At 61.2% G+C, this 19,984-nt stretch carries 18 protein-coding genes; 7 read left to right on the forward strand and 11 right to left on the reverse strand.

Features of this window, described 5'->3' with window-relative positions; all coding sequences use genetic code 11:
- Positions 1-324: 324 nt before the first annotated feature.
- Positions 325-1,392 carry a ParB/RepB/Spo0J family partition protein gene (locus AC3EA7_RS03940; RefSeq protein WP_488612728.1) on the forward strand — a complete coding sequence of 356 codons (1,068 nt, stop codon included), beginning with the start codon at positions 325-327 and terminating at the stop codon, positions 1,390-1,392.
- Between the two features lie 5 nt (positions 1,393-1,397).
- Here AC3EA7_RS03940 and AC3EA7_RS03945 read toward each other — a convergent pair whose 3' ends face one another.
- From AC3EA7_RS03945 to AC3EA7_RS03970, 6 genes are all read right to left on the reverse strand, one after another.
- Positions 1,398-2,297 (reverse strand): carbohydrate ABC transporter permease, encoded by a 900-nt coding sequence (locus AC3EA7_RS03945; protein WP_488612729.1) that lies wholly within the window; start codon positions 2,295-2,297, stop codon positions 1,398-1,400.
- A gap of 41 nt (positions 2,298-2,338) precedes the next feature.
- Entirely contained in the window at positions 2,339-3,286 is a 948-nt protein-coding gene (locus AC3EA7_RS03950; RefSeq protein ID WP_488612730.1) for a carbohydrate ABC transporter permease, read from the reverse strand.
- Between the two features lie 222 nt (positions 3,287-3,508).
- On the reverse strand, positions 3,509-4,975 hold the full coding sequence (locus AC3EA7_RS03955) for an ABC transporter substrate-binding protein (protein ID WP_488612731.1): 1,467 nt from the start codon (positions 4,973-4,975) through the stop codon (positions 3,509-3,511).
- 437 nt (positions 4,976-5,412) lie between these two features.
- Complete coding sequence (locus AC3EA7_RS03960) at positions 5,413-5,580, reverse strand: hypothetical protein (protein ID WP_488612732.1); 168 nt, start codon at positions 5,578-5,580, stop codon at positions 5,413-5,415.
- Positions 5,581-5,673: 93 nt separating this feature from the next.
- Positions 5,674-5,991: a hypothetical protein gene (locus AC3EA7_RS03965; protein WP_488612760.1), complete on the reverse strand. Its 318-nt coding sequence runs from the start codon at positions 5,989-5,991 to the stop codon at positions 5,674-5,676.
- Between the two features lie 303 nt (positions 5,992-6,294).
- Positions 6,295-6,972, reverse strand: a complete 678-nt coding sequence (locus tag AC3EA7_RS03970; protein WP_488612733.1) for a GntR family transcriptional regulator — start codon at positions 6,970-6,972, stop codon at positions 6,295-6,297.
- Between the two features lie 474 nt (positions 6,973-7,446).
- Here AC3EA7_RS03970 and AC3EA7_RS03975 point away from each other — a divergent pair, with 474 nt between their 5' ends.
- A complete protein-coding gene (locus tag AC3EA7_RS03975) occupies positions 7,447-8,760 on the forward strand; it encodes an L-fuconate dehydratase (protein WP_488612734.1) in 1,314 nt (437 codons plus the stop codon).
- 394 nt (positions 8,761-9,154) lie between these two features.
- Complete coding sequence (locus tag AC3EA7_RS03980) at positions 9,155-10,573, forward strand: alpha-L-fucosidase (RefSeq protein ID WP_488612735.1); 1,419 nt, start codon at positions 9,155-9,157, stop codon at positions 10,571-10,573.
- Between the two features lie 613 nt (positions 10,574-11,186).
- Here AC3EA7_RS03980 and AC3EA7_RS03985 read toward each other — a convergent pair.
- The 5 genes from AC3EA7_RS03985 to AC3EA7_RS04005 all read right to left on the reverse strand — a co-directional run bounded on the left by AC3EA7_RS03985 (position 11,187) and on the right by AC3EA7_RS04005 (position 17,383).
- Positions 11,187-11,594 (reverse strand): OsmC family protein, encoded by a 408-nt coding sequence (locus AC3EA7_RS03985; RefSeq protein WP_488612736.1) that lies wholly within the window; start codon positions 11,592-11,594, stop codon positions 11,187-11,189.
- A gap of 174 nt (positions 11,595-11,768) precedes the next feature.
- Positions 11,769-12,917, reverse strand: coding sequence for a serine hydrolase domain-containing protein (locus AC3EA7_RS03990; RefSeq protein ID WP_488612737.1), 1,149 nt, complete (start codon positions 12,915-12,917; stop codon positions 11,769-11,771).
- A gap of 542 nt (positions 12,918-13,459) precedes the next feature.
- A complete protein-coding gene (lon, locus tag AC3EA7_RS03995) occupies positions 13,460-15,808 on the reverse strand; it encodes an endopeptidase La (protein ID WP_488612738.1) in 2,349 nt (782 codons plus the stop codon).
- Positions 15,805-16,224 carry an Hsp20/alpha crystallin family protein gene (locus AC3EA7_RS04000; protein ID WP_488612739.1) on the reverse strand — a complete coding sequence of 140 codons (420 nt, stop codon included), beginning with the start codon at positions 16,222-16,224 and terminating at the stop codon, positions 15,805-15,807. The genes lon and AC3EA7_RS04000 overlap by 4 nt, the downstream gene beginning before the upstream one ends.
- A gap of 283 nt (positions 16,225-16,507) precedes the next feature.
- On the reverse strand, positions 16,508-17,383 hold the full coding sequence (locus tag AC3EA7_RS04005; protein WP_488612740.1) for an LLM class F420-dependent oxidoreductase: 876 nt from the start codon (positions 17,381-17,383) through the stop codon (positions 16,508-16,510).
- 113 nt (positions 17,384-17,496) lie between these two features.
- On the opposite strand from AC3EA7_RS04005, the gene rplS reads away from it, so the two are divergent.
- Genes rplS through AC3EA7_RS04025 form a run of 4 tightly spaced genes read left to right on the forward strand, consistent with a single transcriptional unit; the run spans position 17,497 to position 19,979 of the window.
- A complete protein-coding gene (gene rplS / locus AC3EA7_RS04010; protein ID WP_488612741.1) occupies positions 17,497-17,847 on the forward strand; it encodes a 50S ribosomal protein L19 in 351 nt (116 codons plus the stop codon).
- A 25-nt stretch (positions 17,848-17,872) separates the two neighbouring features.
- Positions 17,873-18,559, forward strand: coding sequence for a class I SAM-dependent methyltransferase (locus AC3EA7_RS04015; protein WP_488612742.1), 687 nt, complete (start codon positions 17,873-17,875; stop codon positions 18,557-18,559).
- Positions 18,556-19,227: a ribonuclease HII gene (gene rnhB / locus AC3EA7_RS04020; protein WP_488612743.1), complete on the forward strand. Its 672-nt coding sequence runs from the start codon at positions 18,556-18,558 to the stop codon at positions 19,225-19,227. Before AC3EA7_RS04015 ends, rnhB begins: the two co-directional genes overlap by 4 nt.
- A 2-nt stretch (positions 19,228-19,229) precedes the next feature.
- Entirely contained in the window at positions 19,230-19,979 is a 750-nt protein-coding gene (locus AC3EA7_RS04025; protein ID WP_488612744.1) for a hypothetical protein, read from the forward strand.
- The last annotated feature ends 5 nt before the right edge of the window (positions 19,980-19,984 follow it).

The following is a 19,984-nucleotide window of genomic DNA, read 5'->3' on the forward strand; positions in this document are numbered from 1 at the left end:
AGGCGCGCAGTTGCGATTATAGCATGAAACGATTTGCCGCCCTGCGCAACATCTGATATACTCGCCCCGAACATCTGTACTGTGCGCTGCCGTCATTGCGAGGCGCGCCAGCGCTGCTTGCAGCGAGCATGGCACAGATGAAATCGTCCTCTGAACGAAATCATGTGCAATATCTTCGCGCCTCTGCGCGCGCTTGATGCTCCACATGCTCGCACCTGACGGCGCGCATGGGCTTCGACGGGCTCAGCCCGCGCCAATCGTGCGACGGCTTGTGCAAGGTTCACATACGGTGAGCGCGGTGGAAGCCGCTTGTATGGAGGACATATGCAGCTTCTCTGGATCGATCCACGGGCGCTCGAACCGGATCCGCAGGGCGTCCGCGAGGACCCCGGCGAGATCGATGGGCTTGCAGCGACTATCGCGGAGTATGGGTTGCTCCAGCCACTCGGCGTCATCGACATCGGGCGCAGTCGCTATCGCGTGGTGTACGGCAACCGCCGACGGCTGGCGGCGTTGAAACTGGGGCTGGAACGGGTGCCGTGCGTGCTGCTCGACCCGGACGACCCGCGCGTGTTGCTGCGCCAGTTGACTGAAAATCTGCAACGGCGCGACCTGAACGACCTCGAACAGGCGCGCGCCTTCCAGAAATTGCGTGAGCAGCTTGCGATCGAGCGCGGCATTGACAACGACGGCGCGCTCGATGAAATGACTGCACGCCTCGTCGGGCTGTCGCCGCGCACGGTGCGGCGCTACCTGGGGTTGCTCGACCTGCCGCTCGAAATTCAGGAGTATCTGCGCAAAGGCGAACTGAACGTCACCCAGGCGCAGCATCTGCGGCGCGTCCCCAACGAGCGCACGCAGATCGAGCTGGCGCGCGCCGCCGTCGAAGAGGGTATGTCGGCTGCCGAGATCAGCCGCCTGGCCAGTTTCTTTGCCGCCAATCCCGATCTCTCGCTCGACGATGCGCTCCATGCGCTGCAACAGGGCGTCGATCTGGCGGCGACCATGCCGCACGGCGCGAGCAGCATCCCCGTCCCGCCATCCGTCGATCCGCTCCTCAAAGGCGCCGCGCTCGGCGATCTGTCCGACGATGAGAGCGACGCCGGTTTGTGGGATGATGACCACACCGCGTTCCCCGATAGCACCGACGAGACGATCGAGAATCAGCCGAAGAACAAAGCGCGTGTCTTCCGCATCCGCTCGCTCGACCAGATGATCGACGAGACGGATCGGCTGTTTCGGGCGCACGCCGAAGGCGACCTCATCAAATGGGTGCGTCAGGACCAGAATGCGCCGATGAAAATCGGCTTGTTGCTCAAGCAGATCGACGCGCTGGCGCGCGCGTTGCGCGAGATTGCGCGCCAGCAGAATTGGGTGTTTGAGGATGAATAGCCCTGTTACCGTCCCCCCATGCCGGTCAGGGTCACGCCCTGAACAAAGAGGCGCTGGGACAGGAAGAAAACCGTCAACACCGGAATCAGGGTAATGATCGACACTGCCATGAGCAGGTTGAACTGCGTAAAGTTCTGCCCGCGGAACAGGTTCAGACCGAGCGCCAGGGTGTACAGGTCCTGCGAGCGAATGTAGATCAACGGATCGAGCAGGTTGCTCCAGTTGCCGATAAAGGCAAAGATCGCCACCGTCGCCAGCGCCGGCTTCGAGAGCGGCAGAATGATCTCGAAGAAGATGCGCAGCAACGAGGCGCCGTCGATGCGCGCCGCGTCGTCCAGTTCGGTCGGAATTGTCATGAAGAACTGGCGCAGCAGAAAGATGAAGAACGCATAGCCGAACCACGCCGGCAGGATCAGGGGCCAGAGGGTGTTGACCAGACCCATCTGGCTGAAGAGCAGAAAGCGCGGCACAATGGTCACTTCCCGCGGGATCATGAGAGTCGCCAGCAACGCCAGGAACAGTATGCCCCGCCCGCGGGCGCGCAGGCGCGCAAACCCGAACGCTACCAGCGAGCAGGAGATCAGGTTGCCAATCACATTGGCGAACGTCACAATCAGCGAGTTGACGAGGAACGTATTGAACGGCAGGATCGTCCAGCCGCGCGGATAGTTCTGCCAGAGAAACGTGGTTGGAAAGAAACTCGGCGGATAGGTAAAGACATCCTCGCTGTTCTTCAGCGAGGTCGAAACCATCCACATGAAGGGCAGGATGAACAACACCGAGAGCGCTAACAGCAGCGCATAGACCATCACCCGCTGCGCCAGCCGCTGATGGCGCATGCCGAGGAAAGGGCAACGCTGCGCCTGCGCTGTTGTTATCGTACTTTGCTGAAGATTGGCACTCATTACAACTCCCTCGTCATCGAACGCCAATGGGTCAACCACCCTCACCGCACTGTCTCACCCTCGTAGAACACCCAGTACTTCGCGCCCAGGAATTGCAGCGCCGTAATGACCATAATGACGACGAGCAGAATCCACGCCAGCGCCGAAGCGTACCCCATCTGGAAGAACTGGAACGCCACCCGGTAGATGTACAGACCGAACATCAATGTCGCATTCGCCGGGCCGCCGTTGGTCATGATCAGCACCAGCACAAACCCCTGGAGCGACGCAATGAACCCGACGATCAGGTTATAAAAAATGACCGGCGACATCATCGGGACGGTCACATTCCAGAATTTCATCCACGGACCGGCGCCATCGATCGATGCGGCTTCGTACAGGTGCTGCGGCACGCTCTGCAAGCCCGCCAGGTAGATCACCATCGAACCGCCCGCGCCCCACAGGCTCATCAGGATAAGCGCCGGTTTTGCCCACTGTGGCTGCACCAGCCACCCCGGTCCCTTGATGCCGAACCAGGAGAGCACCGTGTTGATCAGCCCGAAATCCTGGTGCAAAATCATAATCCACAGAATTGCCACCGCAATGCCGCTGACCACCGACGGTAAATAGAAGATCGTGCGAAAGACCGAAATGCCCAGAACTTTTTGATTGAGTAGCAATGCCAGCAAAAACGAGATGATCAGACCGAAACCGACGCTGCCGATGCCGAAATAGAGCGAATTCCACATTGCGGTATAAAAGAGTGGATCGGCAATCAATCGCTGATAATTCTGCAATCCCGTCCAGTTGGGCGGCGTCATCATCGACCAGTTGGTAAAACTGATGACAAACGACGCCAGGATCGGTCCGGCATCGAACGCGATAAATCCAACGATCCAGAGCGAAATGAATAGATAGAACTCACGCTCTTCACGACGCGCCAGTTTGCCCAATTTGGGCTTGCCCATCGGTCGCGCCGCAGGTTGCTCGATCTGCTGTTGAATGGCCATGCATCCCCCCGCCACGGTGAAATCATGATCGTGACCGTTCTCGCAATGTCCAAATCGTACCTGGACTGTCGTGGGATGGACGGGGGCTGAGCCTGTCGAAGCCCCCGCCTGCCTCGTCCATCGGAATGGACGGGGGCTGAGCCTGTCGAAGCCCCCGCCTGCCTCGTCCATCGGAATGGACGGGGGCTGAGCCTGTCGAAGCCCACGTCCACTACCGACGCCTCACGCCCGATTGATGGCAATAATCGGATCCACTGCGGCGAACACCTGATCACACGCTTCCCTCACACTCAGCTGGCCCGCCACCACCAGATCCCAGATCGGTCCCGCCGCCTGAGTGACCTGTGGACCGGTCGGCTGGTCGATGATGTCGTGGCTGGCGATCGTGCGCATCGCCTGCTCAACATACTTCGCGCCAGGAGGGGCAAACTTCGAATTGAGGTACGAGGGCCATGCCGAGAGGCGCGCCGGGCTGCCGCGCCCGGTGATTCCCCACATATACGACTGACCGGCGGTCGAGAGGTATTCATTCAGATAGATCCATGCCGCATCGGGGTTCTTGCTATCGCGCGTGATCATATAGGCGCTGCCGGCGGAGAAGGTGACGTGCGCCTTGGGACCTCTGGGCCACATGGCGATGTCCCAGTTGAACTTTGCACCAGCGCGGATCGGCGGGGTCGCCCACGAACCCTGCATCGTCATGGCGATCTTGCCGAACTGGAAGGCGGGCCATGCAACGTTCTGCAAATCCGCCGGGCTGGGAACCGCGCCCTTGTCGCGCAACTCCTGCCACCATTCGAGGGCGGCAACGGCTTCGGGCTGGTTGATCAGGCACTCATCCTCCTTGGGTTCGCGCAGATATTGCGCACCGAAAGGCATGAGGTAGGGGGGTGCGACCAGCGAGTCGCCCAGGGAGGGGAGTTCACCCAGCCCGAAAATCTTGTTCGGACCTTCGCCCTGTGTCAGTTTCAGCGCGACTTCCTTCAGTTTTTCGAGGTCCCAGGTTTCGTCCGGGTAGGGAATGCCGGCGGCATCGAAAATGTCCTTGTTGTAGTACAGATTGGCGGGACCTTCATCATACGGGATGCCCCACAGTTTGCCATCACGCTGGTACGACACCAGCGATTGCAGGGTGAAGTCTTGCAGGTTGAAATCCTTCTCTTTGGCGATATAGTCGTCGAGCGGGCGGAACAGACCATTCTTGATGAACTCCTGCGCCCATGAGAACTGGCAGTACATGATGTCGGGCAGGGCGTTGCCAGCCGCCTGTGCGACGTACTTCTGACGATACTCGCCGAACGGGGTATTTTCGGCTTTGACGACGATATTCGGATGGCGCTGCATGAAGAGCGCATCGAACTGCTTCTGACGCTCAAAGAAGACGGCATCCCAGGAATGCGCTACACTGATCTCCACCCGCTCGGTCGGATCGGGAATGGCGTTCGTGGGCCAACCGCTGTTGCCTTCTTCGGGGTCAAAGAGCGATACCGGCGTCGGTTCCGGTGCGGGAGGCGCGGTAGGGGCAGCGCCTGCGCCTGGTTGCTGCGGCGCCTGACCGCACGCCGCCAGAACCGCCGCCATGGCTGCGCCGCTCAGCCCCAGGCGCGCGCCGATCTGGAGCATCTCTCGTCGGCTCAAACCGCGTCGCTTGAACTCCTGCGCAAGTTCTTCCTCGTGATGCGTAGTCATGGGGTCCCTCCATTGTTGTCCTACATGTGCCGGGATGATTGCGCCTGATACTGATATGCCGCCAGTGCGATGGATTGCGATGCAGGCGCCATAGTCGCACGCGTGCGAGAAGCATCTGAATGCCTGAGGTTGACCGAAGACTCTGCGAGCGCCTCCTTTCTTCGTGGCATAAACCAGGTTTATGACTCGTCAGGGCGCACCGACCGATGTTCGGCGGCGGAGCGGTACGCTGCGCGCGCCAGACGCAGTGTGTGCAGGGCGCCGACAGCACCGGTCAGCGGCGTCCCATCGGTCTAAATCGCGTCCATGAACGCTGCCATCGGACCAAATCAGTGCATCGGGAATCCAGCAATCTTCGAGGCGCATATCGAACCAGATGTCCGGCGCGGTTGTCGTGGAGCGGCACTGCGACGAGCCCGGTCTGCCATGCGGATAGTCTAGAGTAACCCGACGACGCCCCAGATCACCTCTTCGGTTCCGAGAAAGCGAAACAGAGCACCCGTGGCGCCGTTGTAATCGTGGTCATCGACAGCAGTCCGGTCAGGCGGGCGTGGCCAGTATTGAAGACCGGGCAGCGGAACAGACGTCACTGTCTTTCTACTCACAGGCTCATCGAAGCGAATGCACGTCGAGGTGCGTCGGATATGGAGAAGATATGTGTATTTTATAATTTTCGGATCGAATTGTCAAGAAAAGGTTTAAGATCCGTCTTCGATCACAATGCTGAACAGGCGAAGAGCGCGCACCGGCGCCTTAGATTGAGTTGGGCGCTGAATCAGCCAGACGGTATAGATCGTGGTATCACGACCGGACGGATCGAGCAGACATGACGTGGCATACGAGCAGACCGGAACCGTCGAGAGGCGACCGAGCGCCTGCGCGACGCCAAAGTCGATAGCGAACGGCGGCGGAGTAACAGCGCCGCGACGGACCGTCCATCCGCCAACGCCGCATCCAACCGCGACGATAAAGGCGAATGCAGCAAATACGTTGGCTATCAGCGCGCGTCGTCTCATCACCTGTCAACAACCACGGTTGTTTCCTCAGATACGACCGGGTAGGCGAAGGCAATGCCTTCACCTAATCCGCAATCTTTCCCGGATAGGCGTAACAATCCACAACGCGCTTTGGCGGTCGTGGACGCATGACTGCGCCTTGGCGTCAGCAGACCCAACGGAGCTTGCACGTGCGGTGAGCGCCGTCGAACCGCGTGCGGTGAGCAAGGTCGAGCCGCGTCCTCAGCGCAGGCTTCAGCCCGCAGCGCCCTGGCGCTCCGCTGCGCGTCCCGGCAGTATGGTACGAATGACCGCGCATTAGTATTACTGCGTCTCGACATGCTTTCCATTGACCAGCGCGGCGACCGTTTGTTCACGACGCATGACATCGAGCAGACTGATGACGGTTTGATGCACTTTATAACGCACCATGCACGCCAGCGCGTCGGGGTCGCGCCGATGACATGCATCGAGGATCGCCTGGATCTCGAACAGCGACGCGCGCGCCCGCTCTGGAAAGGCGTACAACTGAAACCGCCGGTAGCGCGCACTCAGGTCCCAGAGGTGCGTGATCGACTGCACCAGATGCCGCCGACCCGTCGCCCGGTAGATGGTGAAGTGAAACTCACGGTGGAGATCAAGGAATGTATCGAAATCATCAATCGTTGCGGTCTGTTCCATCTCGATTTTCAATCGATCGAGGGTCGTCAGGTCGGCGGCGCTCAGGCGCGGCGCTGCCAGCCGCGCCGCCAGTTCTTCGAGCGCCTCGCGCATCTGATAAATGTCAAGCAACTCGTCGACCGACAACGACTCGACGAAAACGCCGCGGTGCGGCACGATCCGCACCAGACCGCTCGATTGCAGGCGCGCCAGCGCCTCGCGCAGCGGCACCAGGCTGACGCCGAAGCGCCGCGCCAGTTCGTTCTGATCAAGGCGCGACCCTGGCGCAAGTTCGCCGCTCAGTATCATGTCACGCAGGCGCGCCATGACTTGCTCGGTCATGGTACGTTGAGGAATATCGTTCATGGTGCGTTTTTGCCCATAAGAGGGAGTGACACTAATATTTTATATTATTTCCATTCGCACTGTCAAGCGGAAGCGAGGGCTTCAGCCCGCAGCAATGCGGCGCCTCGTAACCAGATCACGCCCCGCACCTGCGAGTCTGGATACGGTTGACCGTGAACATCGGACTAAGAGCCTAGCCGGAAAAGATCGTTGGGCGGGCGAAGGCAATGCCTTCGCCCACCCGATCGCACGTCGCGCAGATTTTGCGGATAGGCTCTAAACCTGGACCATCAAGGACGTGGAGCGGCGGACGTTGGCTTCGACAGGCTCAGCCAACGTCCGCCGCAAGACGGTCAGCACGGGCAAGTATTGTGCAACATCTGGTTGATTGCGCTATCAGACTTGACACCAGGTATGCGCCGTCGTACACTACGTGCATCATATATATTTTATTGCGACGGGCACGTGCGTATGGCAATCACCATTACCCGCGCTGAAGCGCGCGACATCCGCTTTCCCACCTCCCGCACCCTCGACGGATCGGACGCGATGAACCCCGATCCCGACTATTCAGCGGCATATGTCATCCTCTATACGAATGTGCCCGGTCTGACCGGTCATGGTCTGACGTTCACCATCGGGCGCGGCAATGAATTATGTGTGGCAGCCTGTCAGGCGCTGTTGCCCATGGTGCTGAACCGTTCCCTCGAGTCGATCACTGCCGATATGGGCGCCTTCTGGCGCATGATCACCGGCGACAGCCAGTTGCGCTGGATTGGACCGGAGAAAGGGGTCATCCACCTGGCGACCGCCGCCGTCGTCAACGCCGTCTGGGACCTGTGGGCAAAGGTCGAGCAGAAGCCGCTCTGGAAACTGCTGGTCGATATGTCGCCGGAGGACCTGGTGCGCTGTATCGATTTTCGCTACATTTCCGATGCGCTGACGCTTGACGAGGCGCATGAGATGTTGCGCCGCCAGCAAGCGACGCGCGCCGAACGCGAGGCGGAGATGCGCGCGCACGGGTTCCCTGCCTACACGACATCCGCCGGCTGGATCGGTTATTCTGACGATAAGGTGCGCCGCCTGTGCCAGGAGGCGATTGATGCCGGCTTTCAGCATATCAAGATGAAGGTCGGGCGCGATCTCGACGCCGACCGTCGCCGCGCCCGCCTGATCCGCGAGGTCGTCGGTCCTGACCGTAGACTGATGGCGGACGCCAATCAGGTGTGGGATGTGCCCCAGGCAATCGCCTGGATGCGCGATCTTGCCGAATTCGATCTCTGGTGGATCGAAGAGCCGACCAGTCCAGACGATATTCTCGGACACGCAGCGATTGCCCGTGCAGTAGCGCCGGTTGGCGTCGCAACCGGTGAGCACGTGCAGAACCGCATTATGTTCAAACAACTGCTTCAGGCAAACGCCATCAGTTTTTGTCAGATCGACGCATGTCGTCTCGGCGGAGTCAACGAGGCGCTCGCGGTTATCCTCATGGCAGCAAAGTTCGGCGTGCCGGTCTGCCCACATGCTGGCGGTGTCGGGCTGTGCGAGTACGTGCAACATCTGTCGATCTGGGATTATATTTGCGTCTCCGCCTCACTGGAGAACCGCGTTATCGAATACGTTGATCATCTGCACGAACACTTCGTCGATCCGGTCGTCATCCGCAACGCTCGGTACATGCCGCCGCAGGCGCCTGGCTACAGCATCGAAATGAAGCCCGCGTCGCTGGTGATGTACGAATACCCGAGCGGTGCAGCCTGGCGCGAGAGAAGGTGGGAAGGTTAAAGGGGCAAAGGTAGAGGCGCACTGCTGGCGCATCCGTACAGGGCGTGTCTGACCCGTAGCACCGTCCACCTGATAGGAAGATCAATCTCCATCCGGACAAACACGCATGCACCTTGGAGCGGTTGGCGTTGGCTGAGCCTGTCGAAGCCAACGCCGATCACGAGATTGTCTCATATCCCGTTGATCTTCCTATGAGAAGGCGATATGGCAGGGGCGCGCCGCCAGCGCGTCCGGAGTGCGTTGAATATTGAACAAGAACTACGAGGCGGACGGGAAGATGGAAGGTGAAAGGTGGCGAATGCGAAGGTGGAAGGTGGAAAGTGGATAGACGGGCAGTGGAAAATTTTCCTAACCCTAAACCCCTAACCCCGTTCTTCAGCACAAAGGAGCGACAATGACCTACGAACCAACCCTCGAATCCGTGCGTACGCACATCGTTCCTGACTGGTTTCACGACGCCAAACTGGGGATTTTCATTCACTGGGGGCTGTACTCGGTTCCCGGCTGGGCGCCGACGACCGGACCGCTCCACGAGGTCGTGGCAAAAGAAGGGTGGCAAGGATGGTTTGGACGCAATCCATACGCTGAGTGGTACATGAACTCAATGCGTATTCCCGGCAGTCCGACAGCAGCGTACCATGCCCAACATTTCGGCGCCGATTTCCCGTATGAGCGCTTCGCCGAGACGTTCAACCGCGAGACGGCGACGTGGGACCCGGCAGTCTGGGCGGACCTGTTCAAACGCGCTGGAGCGCAGTACGTCGTCCTCACCACCAAACACCATGATGGTTTTCTGCTCTGGCCTAGCGCGCGCGCCAATCCATTCCGCGAAGGATACCACGCAACTCGCGATCTGGTCGGCGATTTGACCGGCGCAGTGCGCACTGCCGGGTTGCGTATGGGTCTCTACTACTCCGGCGGTCTTGACTGGACGTTCAACGACCGGGTAATTGGCGACATTATCGACCTGTTCATGGGTGTGCCACAGCGACAGGACTACGTTGAGTACGCCAATGCTCACTGGAAGGAATTGATCGACCGCTACCAGCCCAGCGTCCTGTGGAATGACATCGGGTACCCGGCAGCGGCGAACCTGGCGGAGTTGTTCAGTTACTATTACAACACCGTTCCCGAAGGGGTCATCAACGACCGCTTCACCCAGGCGCCGGTCGGCGATGGTCCGCCTGATCCCGCAGCGATGATGCAGGCGCTGGCGCAGGGCATGCTTCCCACGCCGCCGCACTTCGACTTCCGCACCCCGGAATATGCGGTATTCCCCGACATCAAAGCCGAGAAGTGGGAGTCGTGCCGGGGTCTCGGATATTCGTTCGGCTACAACCGCAACGAAACGGTTGATACGATGCTCTCGCCTGCTGAATTGATCAGATCATTCATCGACATTGTCAGCAAGAATGGCAATTTGTTGATCAATGTCGGTCCGATGAGCGATGGCACGATCCCGCCGGAGCAGGCGGAGCGGCTTGAAGCGCTCGGCGCGTGGCTGGCGGTCAACGGCGAGGCGATCTACGGCACGCGCCCCTGGAGACGCGCCGAGGGCGCAACTGATGCTGGCGTCGGGGTACGCTTCACCCGCAAGGGCGACGACCTGTACGCGATCATGCTCGACACGCCGCAGCAATCCGACGTCACCTTGCTGGATCTGACCATCCCCGCCGGATCGGGGGGCGTGACCCTTCTTGGTTATGAGGCGATCACGGCTGTGCAACACGACAGCGGACTAACCGTAACCCTGCCATCGCCGCTCGCCGACTCGCCTGCCCATGTTATCAAGATCACCGGTGGAGCAGCGTAGTATGGGCGAAGGTTGAAGGTTTGGGAATTGCCGTTTTCTCCTCATCCCCCCTGCCCCCCTTCGCCCACATGCGGGGCAGGGGGAAGTTGACACCCTCATCCCCTCGCCCTGCGTCTACACGCAGGAGGGGGAAACACGGCAACCCCTCCCCCCTCCCACACCCTCCCCCCGCTGGGGGGAGGGCAGCCGGGACGAGCGCCGCAATCAGCGCAACGGCGACCCCCTCCCCACCTGGGGGGAGGGCAGGGGTGGGGCAGGGAGGTGAGACGCTGCCGCGCCCTGACCTGCGTTCCGATGCCTGGTTGCTCCTCACCCCCTGCCCCTCTCTCCCACACGGAGCGAAGGGGGGCGCCCCGATGCCCGATAGAGCGAACAACCAAAACCTGGAGCGGCGGACATTGGCTTCGACAGGCTCAGCCAACCTCAGTCGTGGCTCTGGCAATAGGATCAACTAGCATCAACAAGCGGACGCTGGCTTCGACAGGCTCTGCCACCGTCCGCTACGAGAGGCTCTGCCACCGTCCACTGCGACAGGCTCTGCCACCGTCTGCCTCTCATTCGTATTAGTTCCCGGTTCTCGGTTCTCGGTTCTCAGTTCTCGGTTCCCGATTCCTTAACCCGGAACGCCGAGATCGATCTCGAACGTCACCTCGATCTCCGGGTGCAGCGAGGAGCGAACCGAACAATACTCGTTGAGCGCCAGATCGACCGCTCGCTGAACCTTTTCGAGCGTTACGTCAGTCGCAATCACCTGGTAGCGCAGATGGATCCGGCGGTATCGCCATGGCGGATCGGCGTCCTGCTCGCCATCGACGGTGATCGCCAGGCGGTGCAGCGTCGCCCGTTGCTTCTTCAGTATTTCGACCAAATCAACGGCTGAGCACGATGCCAGCGCAATCAGCATCGTTTCCGACGGCTTGACCCCCACGCCGCCGCCGGGGGAAAGAACGATGCTGTGGTTGGTGCTGTCGACGCCGAGAAATGTCCGGTCGTAAATCCATGTGAGTTCGATGTGTGCCATAGTGTCTCCTGTTGGGACCGGTCTCAGACCGGCCCTGACCGGGGCCGACCTCAGACTGGCCCTGACCGGGGCCGACCTCAGACTGGCTCTGACCGGGGCAGGTCTGAGACCTGCCCCTACACCTGTGGTCATGTTTGGGCGCCTATGCCTGAGATGCCACCGGCGCTCTCAACGTTACATCGACTGGTAAACTGCCGTCTCGAACGCCTCGAATAGCGGCAACGACGTCGTATCGGCGAACGGCGTGATCTGCGTCAGGTAGACCCCGCCAATGCCATGCTCGAGGTCAATCCAGAAGTACGAGTTCGCCAGGCCAGCCCATTGTAGACCGCCCGCCGGACGACCGGTTGGCGCAGGCTCGAGATTGATCTGCCAGGTTATCCCCCACCCCTTGGGCAACCCCGGGAAGAATTCGGCATCGTTGGAGAATTGCGGCATTACGCTCTTCATCGACGTCACCCGCAGATCGCCGATTGCATTCTGGCACATCAGGTGAACCGTTTCGGCGTTGAGCACCCGCACGCCATCAAGTTCACCGTGGTTGAGCACCATCCGAATGAAGCGGGCATAGTCCCCCGCCGTGCCGTACAACCCGCCGCCCCCCATCTCGAACTCCGGGTCCTGTGGGATCTCGAATTCGATCGGCGCCAGCGAACCATCGTCACCGCGCGCGTGGACAGTCGCCAGACGCGCGCGCATGTCGGGACGGATCTTGAAGGCAGTGTCGTTCATCCCAAGCGGACCCAGCAGATGCTCCTGCATGTACTGGCTCAATCGCTTGCCACTGACCGCTTCGACAGCCAGCCCGGCGAAATCGATGTTGATGCCGTACTCCCAGCGTTCGCCCGGATCGAAGAGGAGCGGCGTGCTCAGCGCTGCGATCTTCCCGCTGGCGATGCCAGGCACGCCCATCACTTCCTGGTAGCGCAGAATGTCAGCACTCCAGAACTCGTAGGAAAACCCGGCTGTGTGCGTCAACAACTGGCGCAGCGTGATCGGGCGCGCTGGCGGACGCAGTTTTGGCTTCCCCTCGTCGTCCCATCCCTCCAGTACCTGCGCTTGCGCCAGCATTGGAACCCACTGGCTGGCGGGGGTGTCGAGGTCGAGTTTCCCCTGCTCAACCATCTGCATGGTGCAGGCGCCGGTGATTGCCTTGGTCATCGACGCAATCCAGCAGACCGTATCGACCGTCATCGGCTCGCCGGTCACCAGATTGCGCTTCCCGAACGCCCCTTCGTACACTACCCCCTCGCGGTCTACGACGACTGCCACGACCCCAGGAACATTCCCTCGCTCGGCGGCTGCGCTCAAGAGACTGTCCACACGCTCCTTCAACGACATTGTTGGATCCTTTCTAGACAACGAGGTCTTGCTGCCCTCTCCTCCGACCTTTCAGGCACTGCGTTTTTCAAATGTGACGAGCGCAAGGCGGCGTCTCGCCCTTGCGCGCATACTGATACTAAGAGCCTATTCGAAAAAACTCGTTGGGTAGGCGAAGGCATCGCCTTCGCCTACCCGGTCGCACTTCAGTCAGCGATTTTTCGGATAGGCGCTAAATCGCGGTCATTTGTACCATACTGCCGGTGCGCGCGGCAGGATGCCGGGCCGCTGCGGGCGAAAGCCCTCGCTGAGGACGCAGTTCGACGGCGCTCACCGCATGTGCAAGCCCCGCTGGGGCTGCTGATGCCAAGGCACAGTCTGCGTCCACGACATGCCTGCCGGTGCGCGTTGACCGTTGCGCCTTGCCCAACGAACGCGCGAACATCTTGTCTGACTGAACGCCACCTGGTATGAGGCTTGTAATGGGCAATACAAGAGCGCACCGGAAAAAACCCACCCCGTAAGACTTCCCTCGAAGAACATGCCTATGTCACCTGTTCCGTGCCGACCCCATCGGCTGGTGCGGGTTCAGGCAGAGTGACCGGCTCGCTCTTGGGATGCAAAACATGCGGCAGCACCTCGTCCATGTGTTCAACCAGCACGATGTTGAGTTGCTGGCGCGTTTCCTCCGGCAATTCACGCAGGTCAGGCGCATTCGCCTTTGGCAGCAGCACCGTGCGCACGCCAGCACGCTGCGCCGCCAGCAATTTTTCTTTGACCCCGCCAATCGGCAGCACCTTGCCGCGCAGTGTGATTTCGCCGGTCATGGCGACGTGTTTGTGCGCAGGACGTTCGGTCAGTGCTGAGATAAGCGCGCTTGCCATCGTAATGCCGGCGGATGGTCCGTCTTTTGGCACAGCGCCAGCCGGGACGTGGATGTGAATATCGCAGATCTGCGCAAAGTCGGTCGGAATACTCAGCGACCGCGCCCGTGATCGCGCGTAGGTCAGCGCAGCGCGCGCCGATTCCTTCATGACATCGCCAAGTTGACCGGTCAACGTCAACTGACCGTTGCCGGGCACGACACTCGCTTCGACAAAGAGCATATCACCGCCGGTTGGCGTCCATGCCAGCCCGGTCACCACACCCACTTCATCTTCGCCAAGCAGCATTTCGCTGCGGAAGCGCGGCGGTCCAAGCAGGTCATCGAGGTCGGGCGCGTCCACCTGCTCCGGCAACGGCTGACCTTCCGCCGCGCGCGTCGCCATTTTGCGATAGATGGCGCCGATCCGTCGCTCCAGGTTGCGCACGCCCGCCTCGTGGGTGTATTCGCGGATGAGGCGCTGGAGCGCCGCTTTAGTAATCGTCGGAGCACGCTCCGCCAAACCTTGCTCGTTCCGCTGGCGCTGGATTAGATAGCGCCGACAGATCTCCAGTTTTTCCATCTCGGTGTAACCGGCGAGTTCCAGCAGTTCCATGCGGTCGAGCAGCGCTGGCGGAATCGTATCGGAACGGTTGGCAGTACAGATGAAAAGCGCACGGCTCAGGTCGAACGGCACATCGAGGTAGCGATCAACAAACGCTGCGTTCTGCTCCGGGTCGAGCACTTCCAGCAACGCAGCCGCCGGATCGCCCTGAAAACCGACACTGAGTTTATCGGCTTCATCGAGCATGAAGACCGGGTTGTTGCTGCCGGCGCGGTTGATCCCCTGGATGATACGCCCTGGCAGCGCGCCGATATAGGTGCGGCGATGCCCGCGGATCTCCGCCTCGTCGCGCACGCCGCCAAGCGCCACCCGCACGAACTTGCGCCCCAGCGCACGCGCAATCGAGGCTCCCAGGCTGGTCTTCCCGACGCCGGGGGGACCGACGAAGCAGAGGATGGGACCGCGCGCGCTGCCGCTGGCATCCTGCTCGAGCCGCAGTTTGCGCACCGCCAGATATTCGACAATCCGCTCTTTGATCCGCTCCAGGTCGTAGTGATCCTCGTCGAGCACCTGGCGCGCCTGCGCCAGATCAAGGTTGTCCTCCGTGCTGACATTCCACGGCAGGTCAAGGAGCCAGTCCAGGTATGTGCGGGCAACGACATACTCGGCAGCGCCGGGAGGCATGCGCTCCAGGCGACGGCGCAACTCGGCGATTTCGGCGGCGTGCTCATCGGTTTCGCCCAACTCGCGTTTGATTGCCTCGAGTTGCTGGCGCAGCACATATTCGCGCTGGCTTTTCGACATCTCTTCCTGCGCCTTGCGCCCGATCGTCAGGATTTCGCGCTCGCGTTCGAGGAAACTGAGCACCTGGCGCAAACGTTCCTGTACATCGAGCGTATCGAGCACAAGTTGCTGCTCTTCCGGCTTGAGGTTCAGATTTGCCGCGATCAGGTCCGCCAGCATGCCGGGTTGCGCGGTGTTGGCAGCGACGACTGCCAATTCATCGGGGAGCGTCGGGCTGAGCTGAATGATCTGCTGGAAGGCGGCAAGCGCCGCGCGCGCCAGACCACTGACCTCCATCGACAGCACGGCAGGATCGCGATGAACGGCGACGCGCGCCTGCGGATACGGCTCGGTGACGATCAGTTGCCTGATCTGAATGCGCGCCTGCCCCTGCACCAGAATTTGCACCGCACCGTGCGGCAGTCGCAGCATGCGGATAATCAAGGCCACAGAGCCGGTGCGCGCCAGCGCCAGCGGATCGAACCCCTCACCGGGCTGAGTGCGCATAAAGACGCCGACCATCTTTGTTGCAAGCGCCGCCTCATCGACCAGTTTCACCCATGCGTCGCCGCTGACAACGAGGGGCAGGAACATACCGGGGAACAGCACAACGTTGTTGAGCGGCAGGATCGGCAGCACCTCCGGGATATCGGGCGAGTCCTGGGTTGGTGTTGGAGTGCTCATACCTCACCCTCCCGATGGACACGGACGACGATCTGACGAACGCCGCGACCGGCGAAAGGGAGCCAGATTTCCAGCAAGCCATTGGTGAAACGCGCGCTAGTTCGATCCGGATCGATGGGGCGATCAAAGGGCACTTCTATCTGAAACGCGCCAGAGGCAATTTCCATTCGATGCAGGCGGCGCAGATCGTGGGGCAGGGCAATCTGGCGCACGCCAGCGATGCGCACAAACTGCGGATGCGCTTCGATCTGCACATTCGACGACTCGACGCCGGCCAGTTCGACGACCAGCAGCATCGCCTGTTCGGTCTCGAAGACATTCACAGCCGGCGACCAGGGTCGCATATCAAATGTCGCATACGGCATGCGCGTCCGCAAAATACGAATCGAGGCGTGGGGGTTGTCGTCGAAGATCATGCGCACTCTCCTGGGCTATGGATAGGTGGAACGCGGCATCTCTTTGAATTATACCACTGCCCATAGCGCAGATGACTGTCACCTGGGTGAGCAGGCATACCCCAGCAATCCCCGACCACTGCCGGGCGCATCCGGCAGCGGGGTAGCTGGCAGTGGTGACCGTCATCTCCCGGCGGGGGCGCGGGGCGCAGATGACCGTCACCAGCGAAGGCGCGGGCGTGACCGGGGGATGAGCAGCAGCACCGGCCTCTGTCCACAGCGGCGTGCCCGGCGGCGGTGACCGTCATCTGACCAGGTACGCCGCGCGCTGTAACACCGCCAGGTGCTGATCGACGCTCGTCAATCCCATCCCCATAGTGTTGAGGCAAAGATAGCGTGCTCCGAGCGAACGCCAGGCATCGACGTATGCCTGCCAGCGATCTTCCACAACCGAGCGCAGGTTCAACTGCGTCTCAATGCCTATCGTCGATGGATCTCGCCCTGCATCGCGGGCATACCCGGCAAGGCGTTCGAGCGCGGCGCGGGTCGTTTCGTCCGGCGGGCGGAAGGTGATCCAGCCGTCACCGATCCGCGCAACGCGCTTCAGGGTCGCTTCAGCATACCCGCCGATCCAGATCGGGATGGATCGGCGTGGCGGCAGCGGATTGATGCCGGCTGCCTCGATAGTATGCCAGCGGCCGCGAAAGGTGATGACCTTCTCAGACCAGAGGGCGCGCAGCACGGCGATCTGCTCCTCGCTGCGCATCCCACGATTGTGGAAGTTCTCCCCCAATGCCTGGTATTCCACCTCATTCCAGCCAATGCCGATCCCCAGGCGCAGGCGTCCGCCGCTCAGTACATCGACCTCAGCCGCTTGCTTGGCAACCAGCGCCGTCTGTCGCTGCGGCAGAATGATCACCCCGGTGACCAGGCCAATCGTCGTGGTGATGCTGGCCAGGTACCCGAACAGGACGAACGGTTCGTGGAACAACGACTCGCTGGTGTACGGTCCGCTCCAGCCGGGGCGGACCGACGGATCAGCGCCAAGGACATGGTCGTATGCCAGGATGTACCGATAACCGAGCGCCTCAACCGCCTGTGCGTATTCACAGATCGCGCCGGGATCGTCGCCTATTTCCGTTTGCGGAAAGACGACGCCAATGTCGAGCGGTTGGTTCATACGACTCCATTTGCCTCCACTGCGAGCATATGCTATAATCCGCATCAGTGTTCAAGCAAGCAGGGCGCCGATGTTCGCCCTGCTCTCTTTGTGTAGACCGGAGTCAGGCAGCAATGTCACAGCAGATTATAGAAGAGATCGAGCGCCGCTATATGAAGCAGGAGGTTCCCGAGTTCCGCGTCGGCGACACTGTGCGCGTCGGTGTGCGCGTTGTCGAAGGGAACCGCGAGCGCATCCAGGAGTTCGAGGGGGTCGTCATCCGCAAGCGGGGGAGCGGACTCAATGAAAACTTTACCGTGCGGCGCATTGCATCGCACGGGATCGGCGTCGAGCGCACATTCCTCGTCCACGCGCCGCGCGTCGAGAGCATTCAGGTCGTTCGCCGCGGCAAGGTGCGGCGCGCGCGCCTGTTCTACCTGCGCGGTCTGACTGGCAAAGCGGCGCGGATCAAAGAGCGACGCTAAACCGTCGCCCATTTGCCTGGTTTCTATGGCAGTCAGCGCCCCTGCTGCACTCTACGTGCGCCTGATACGTTGGGCGTTTGCGCGCTTCTACCAGGAGTTCGCATGGACTTACGACACCGTGGCCGCGCTAGTGTCGGCAGGTCAGTGGCGCGACTGGACGTTGACGGTGCTGGAGTTTGCGCGTGGCGCGACGCTGGAGCTTGGCTGCGGCACCGGGCATGTGCAACTGGCGCTGGCACAGCGCCGAACCGGTTTTTTTACCGGTCTGGATCGGTCGCCGCAGATGCTTCGGCTCACCCGGCGTCGTCTGGCGCAAGCCGGGTTTCATACGCCGCTCGTGCGCGCCGATGCCCACGCCCTTCCCTTCGTCTCTGAGTCATTCGACACGATCATCGCAACCTTTCCGAGCGAGTATATTGCCCAGGATGCAACCATTGCCGAAATCCGGCGCGTGCTTCGCCCTGGCGGAACCGTCGCTGTTGCGTTATGGGCGCGCTTTGCCGACGACTCGCCCTACGCGCGTCTGGTCGATGCCGCATACCGCGTGACGCTCCAGCGATCGCCGCGCCCAGCAACGACGGTATCGAATGCTGCGCTGCACCGCTTTGGCGAACGGTTCGAGCGCGCCGGCATGGACGTTTCGTTCAGAGAAGCGACGACTCCCGGCGGTATCGTGCAGTATGTCCTGGGAATGCGCCGGCTTCCGCAATGAAAGGATGTCACCCGACAGTCGAAGAGGAACGGGCGCTACGCGCCGCCGGGTATCGCGCCATTGCCGGGGTTGACGAAGCCGGACGCGGTTGCTGGGCGGGACCGGTGGTTGCGGCAGCAGTGGTTCTACCGGACGCCGTGATCGATGCGCCGGAGGTGCTCGACGGCGTCGCCGACTCGAAAACGCTGACCCCTGCACAGCGCGCCACCCTTTTTGAACGCATTACGAGCGTGGCAGCGGCGTGGGCAGTCGGAGCAACACCGGCGCACATTATCGACAGCCATGGTATTCTGCCCGCCACGCGCCTGGCGATGCAGGTGGCATTGCTGCGCCTGCCGCATCCCGCCGACGCGCTACTGATCGATGCAGTGCACCTCGACGGCTGGTCCCTCCCGCAGCGCGTGCTGATCAAGGGTGATGCACGCTGTCTGTCGATCGCGGCCGCATCGATCATCGCCAAGGTAACGCGCGACCGCTTCATGGAGACGCTTGGGCGATACTGGCCCGAATACGGTTTTGCAACCCACAAAGGATACGGCACAGCAGCGCACCAACAGGCGCTGTGTCGCTACGGTCCCACACTGCAACACCGGCGGACGTTCCGTCCGCTGTGCGACATGGCGTTCGCCGAGGCTCTGAGCGCTGCATTGGAAGGAGAAGGAGCATAGCCATGAGCCTCAGTCTCAGCGCCGACGAGTATGTCCGGCATCTGCGCCGCGTTGGGTTACGCCCCACCGAGCGCCTGGTCAACAACATTCTGCGCTGCGGCGATGCCGCCGTTGATCCATTGATCGACCTGGCGACCAGCGTCTCGCTCTTCTACGAGGAACCGCCGGTCGCCTATGCGCCCATCCACGCGCTGCGCCTGCTTGGTGAACTGCGCCCGTTGCGCATGGTCGAGCCGTTGCTGAAGAGCGCCGATATGGAACCCTATGGTATAAGTCCTGCGCGCGAAATCTGGCAGTACGACGTGCCGCAAATGATCGGGCGGATCGGCGCGGCGGTGGTGGCGACGCTCTGGGCTTACGTCGATAACCCGGCGTACAGCGTTATTGAGCAGGATGGCGCGCTCCTGGCGCTGGCGTGTGTAACAGTCATCGATGAGGCGATGCGCCAACCGATCATTGCCGAAATGCACCGGCGATTGATGCAGAGCGATAATCGCGCGCTAAATGCAGGGATTGTGCGCGCCATAGCGTATCTCGGTCTCGCCGACATGTATGGCGATATTATGGCGCGCTACCGCGCCGGCGCGGTCGATCAGGAGAGTATGTCGGCTGCTGTTGCACGCCAGATGCTCCTGACGCCCAGGACATCCAGAATAGCCAACGATGCGAAACTCTCATTGTGGGAACGTTACGACCGGCTCGGACCGTTCCCGGAACCGGAAGATGACGACTTCGATGACAACGAGGAGTAATGCCT

This window comes from Roseiflexus sp., assembly GCF_057785375.1.

What these genes read in the sequence shown, in the direction of transcription:
- AC3EA7_RS03940 (WP_488612728.1), top strand. Translation starts at nt 325, where the DNA reads ATGCAGCTTCTCTGGATCGATCCACGGGCGCTCGAACCGGATCCGCAG.
- AC3EA7_RS03945 (WP_488612729.1), bottom strand. Translation starts at nt 2,297, where the DNA reads ATGAGTGCCAATCTTCAGCAAAGTACGATAACAACAGCGCAGGCGCAG.
- AC3EA7_RS03950 (WP_488612730.1), bottom strand. Translation starts at nt 3,286, where the DNA reads ATGGCCATTCAACAGCAGATCGAGCAACCTGCGGCGCGACCGATGGGC.
- AC3EA7_RS03955 (WP_488612731.1), bottom strand. Translation starts at nt 4,975, where the DNA reads ATGACTACGCATCACGAGGAAGAACTTGCGCAGGAGTTCAAGCGACGC.
- AC3EA7_RS03965 (WP_488612760.1), bottom strand. Translation starts at nt 5,991, where the DNA reads ATGAGACGACGCGCGCTGATAGCCAACGTATTTGCTGCATTCGCCTTT.
- AC3EA7_RS03970 (WP_488612733.1), bottom strand. Translation starts at nt 6,972, where the DNA reads ATGACCGAGCAAGTCATGGCGCGCCTGCGTGACATGATACTGAGCGGC.
- AC3EA7_RS03975 (WP_488612734.1), top strand. Translation starts at nt 7,447, where the DNA reads ATGGCAATCACCATTACCCGCGCTGAAGCGCGCGACATCCGCTTTCCC.
- AC3EA7_RS03980 (WP_488612735.1), top strand. Translation starts at nt 9,155, where the DNA reads ATGACCTACGAACCAACCCTCGAATCCGTGCGTACGCACATCGTTCCT.
- AC3EA7_RS03985 (WP_488612736.1), bottom strand. Translation starts at nt 11,594, where the DNA reads ATGGCACACATCGAACTCACATGGATTTACGACCGGACATTTCTCGGC.
- lon (WP_488612738.1), bottom strand. Translation starts at nt 15,808, where the DNA reads ATGAGCACTCCAACACCAACCCAGGACTCGCCCGATATCCCGGAGGTG.
- AC3EA7_RS04000 (WP_488612739.1), bottom strand. Translation starts at nt 16,224, where the DNA reads ATGATCTTCGACGACAACCCCCACGCCTCGATTCGTATTTTGCGGACG.
- AC3EA7_RS04005 (WP_488612740.1), bottom strand. Translation starts at nt 17,383, where the DNA reads ATGAACCAACCGCTCGACATTGGCGTCGTCTTTCCGCAAACGGAAATA.
- rplS (WP_488612741.1), top strand. Translation starts at nt 17,497, where the DNA reads ATGTCACAGCAGATTATAGAAGAGATCGAGCGCCGCTATATGAAGCAG.
- AC3EA7_RS04015 (WP_488612742.1), top strand. Translation starts at nt 17,873, where the DNA reads ATGGCAGTCAGCGCCCCTGCTGCACTCTACGTGCGCCTGATACGTTGG.
- rnhB (WP_488612743.1), top strand. Translation starts at nt 18,556, where the DNA reads ATGAAAGGATGTCACCCGACAGTCGAAGAGGAACGGGCGCTACGCGCC.
- AC3EA7_RS04025 (WP_488612744.1), top strand. Translation starts at nt 19,230, where the DNA reads ATGAGCCTCAGTCTCAGCGCCGACGAGTATGTCCGGCATCTGCGCCGC.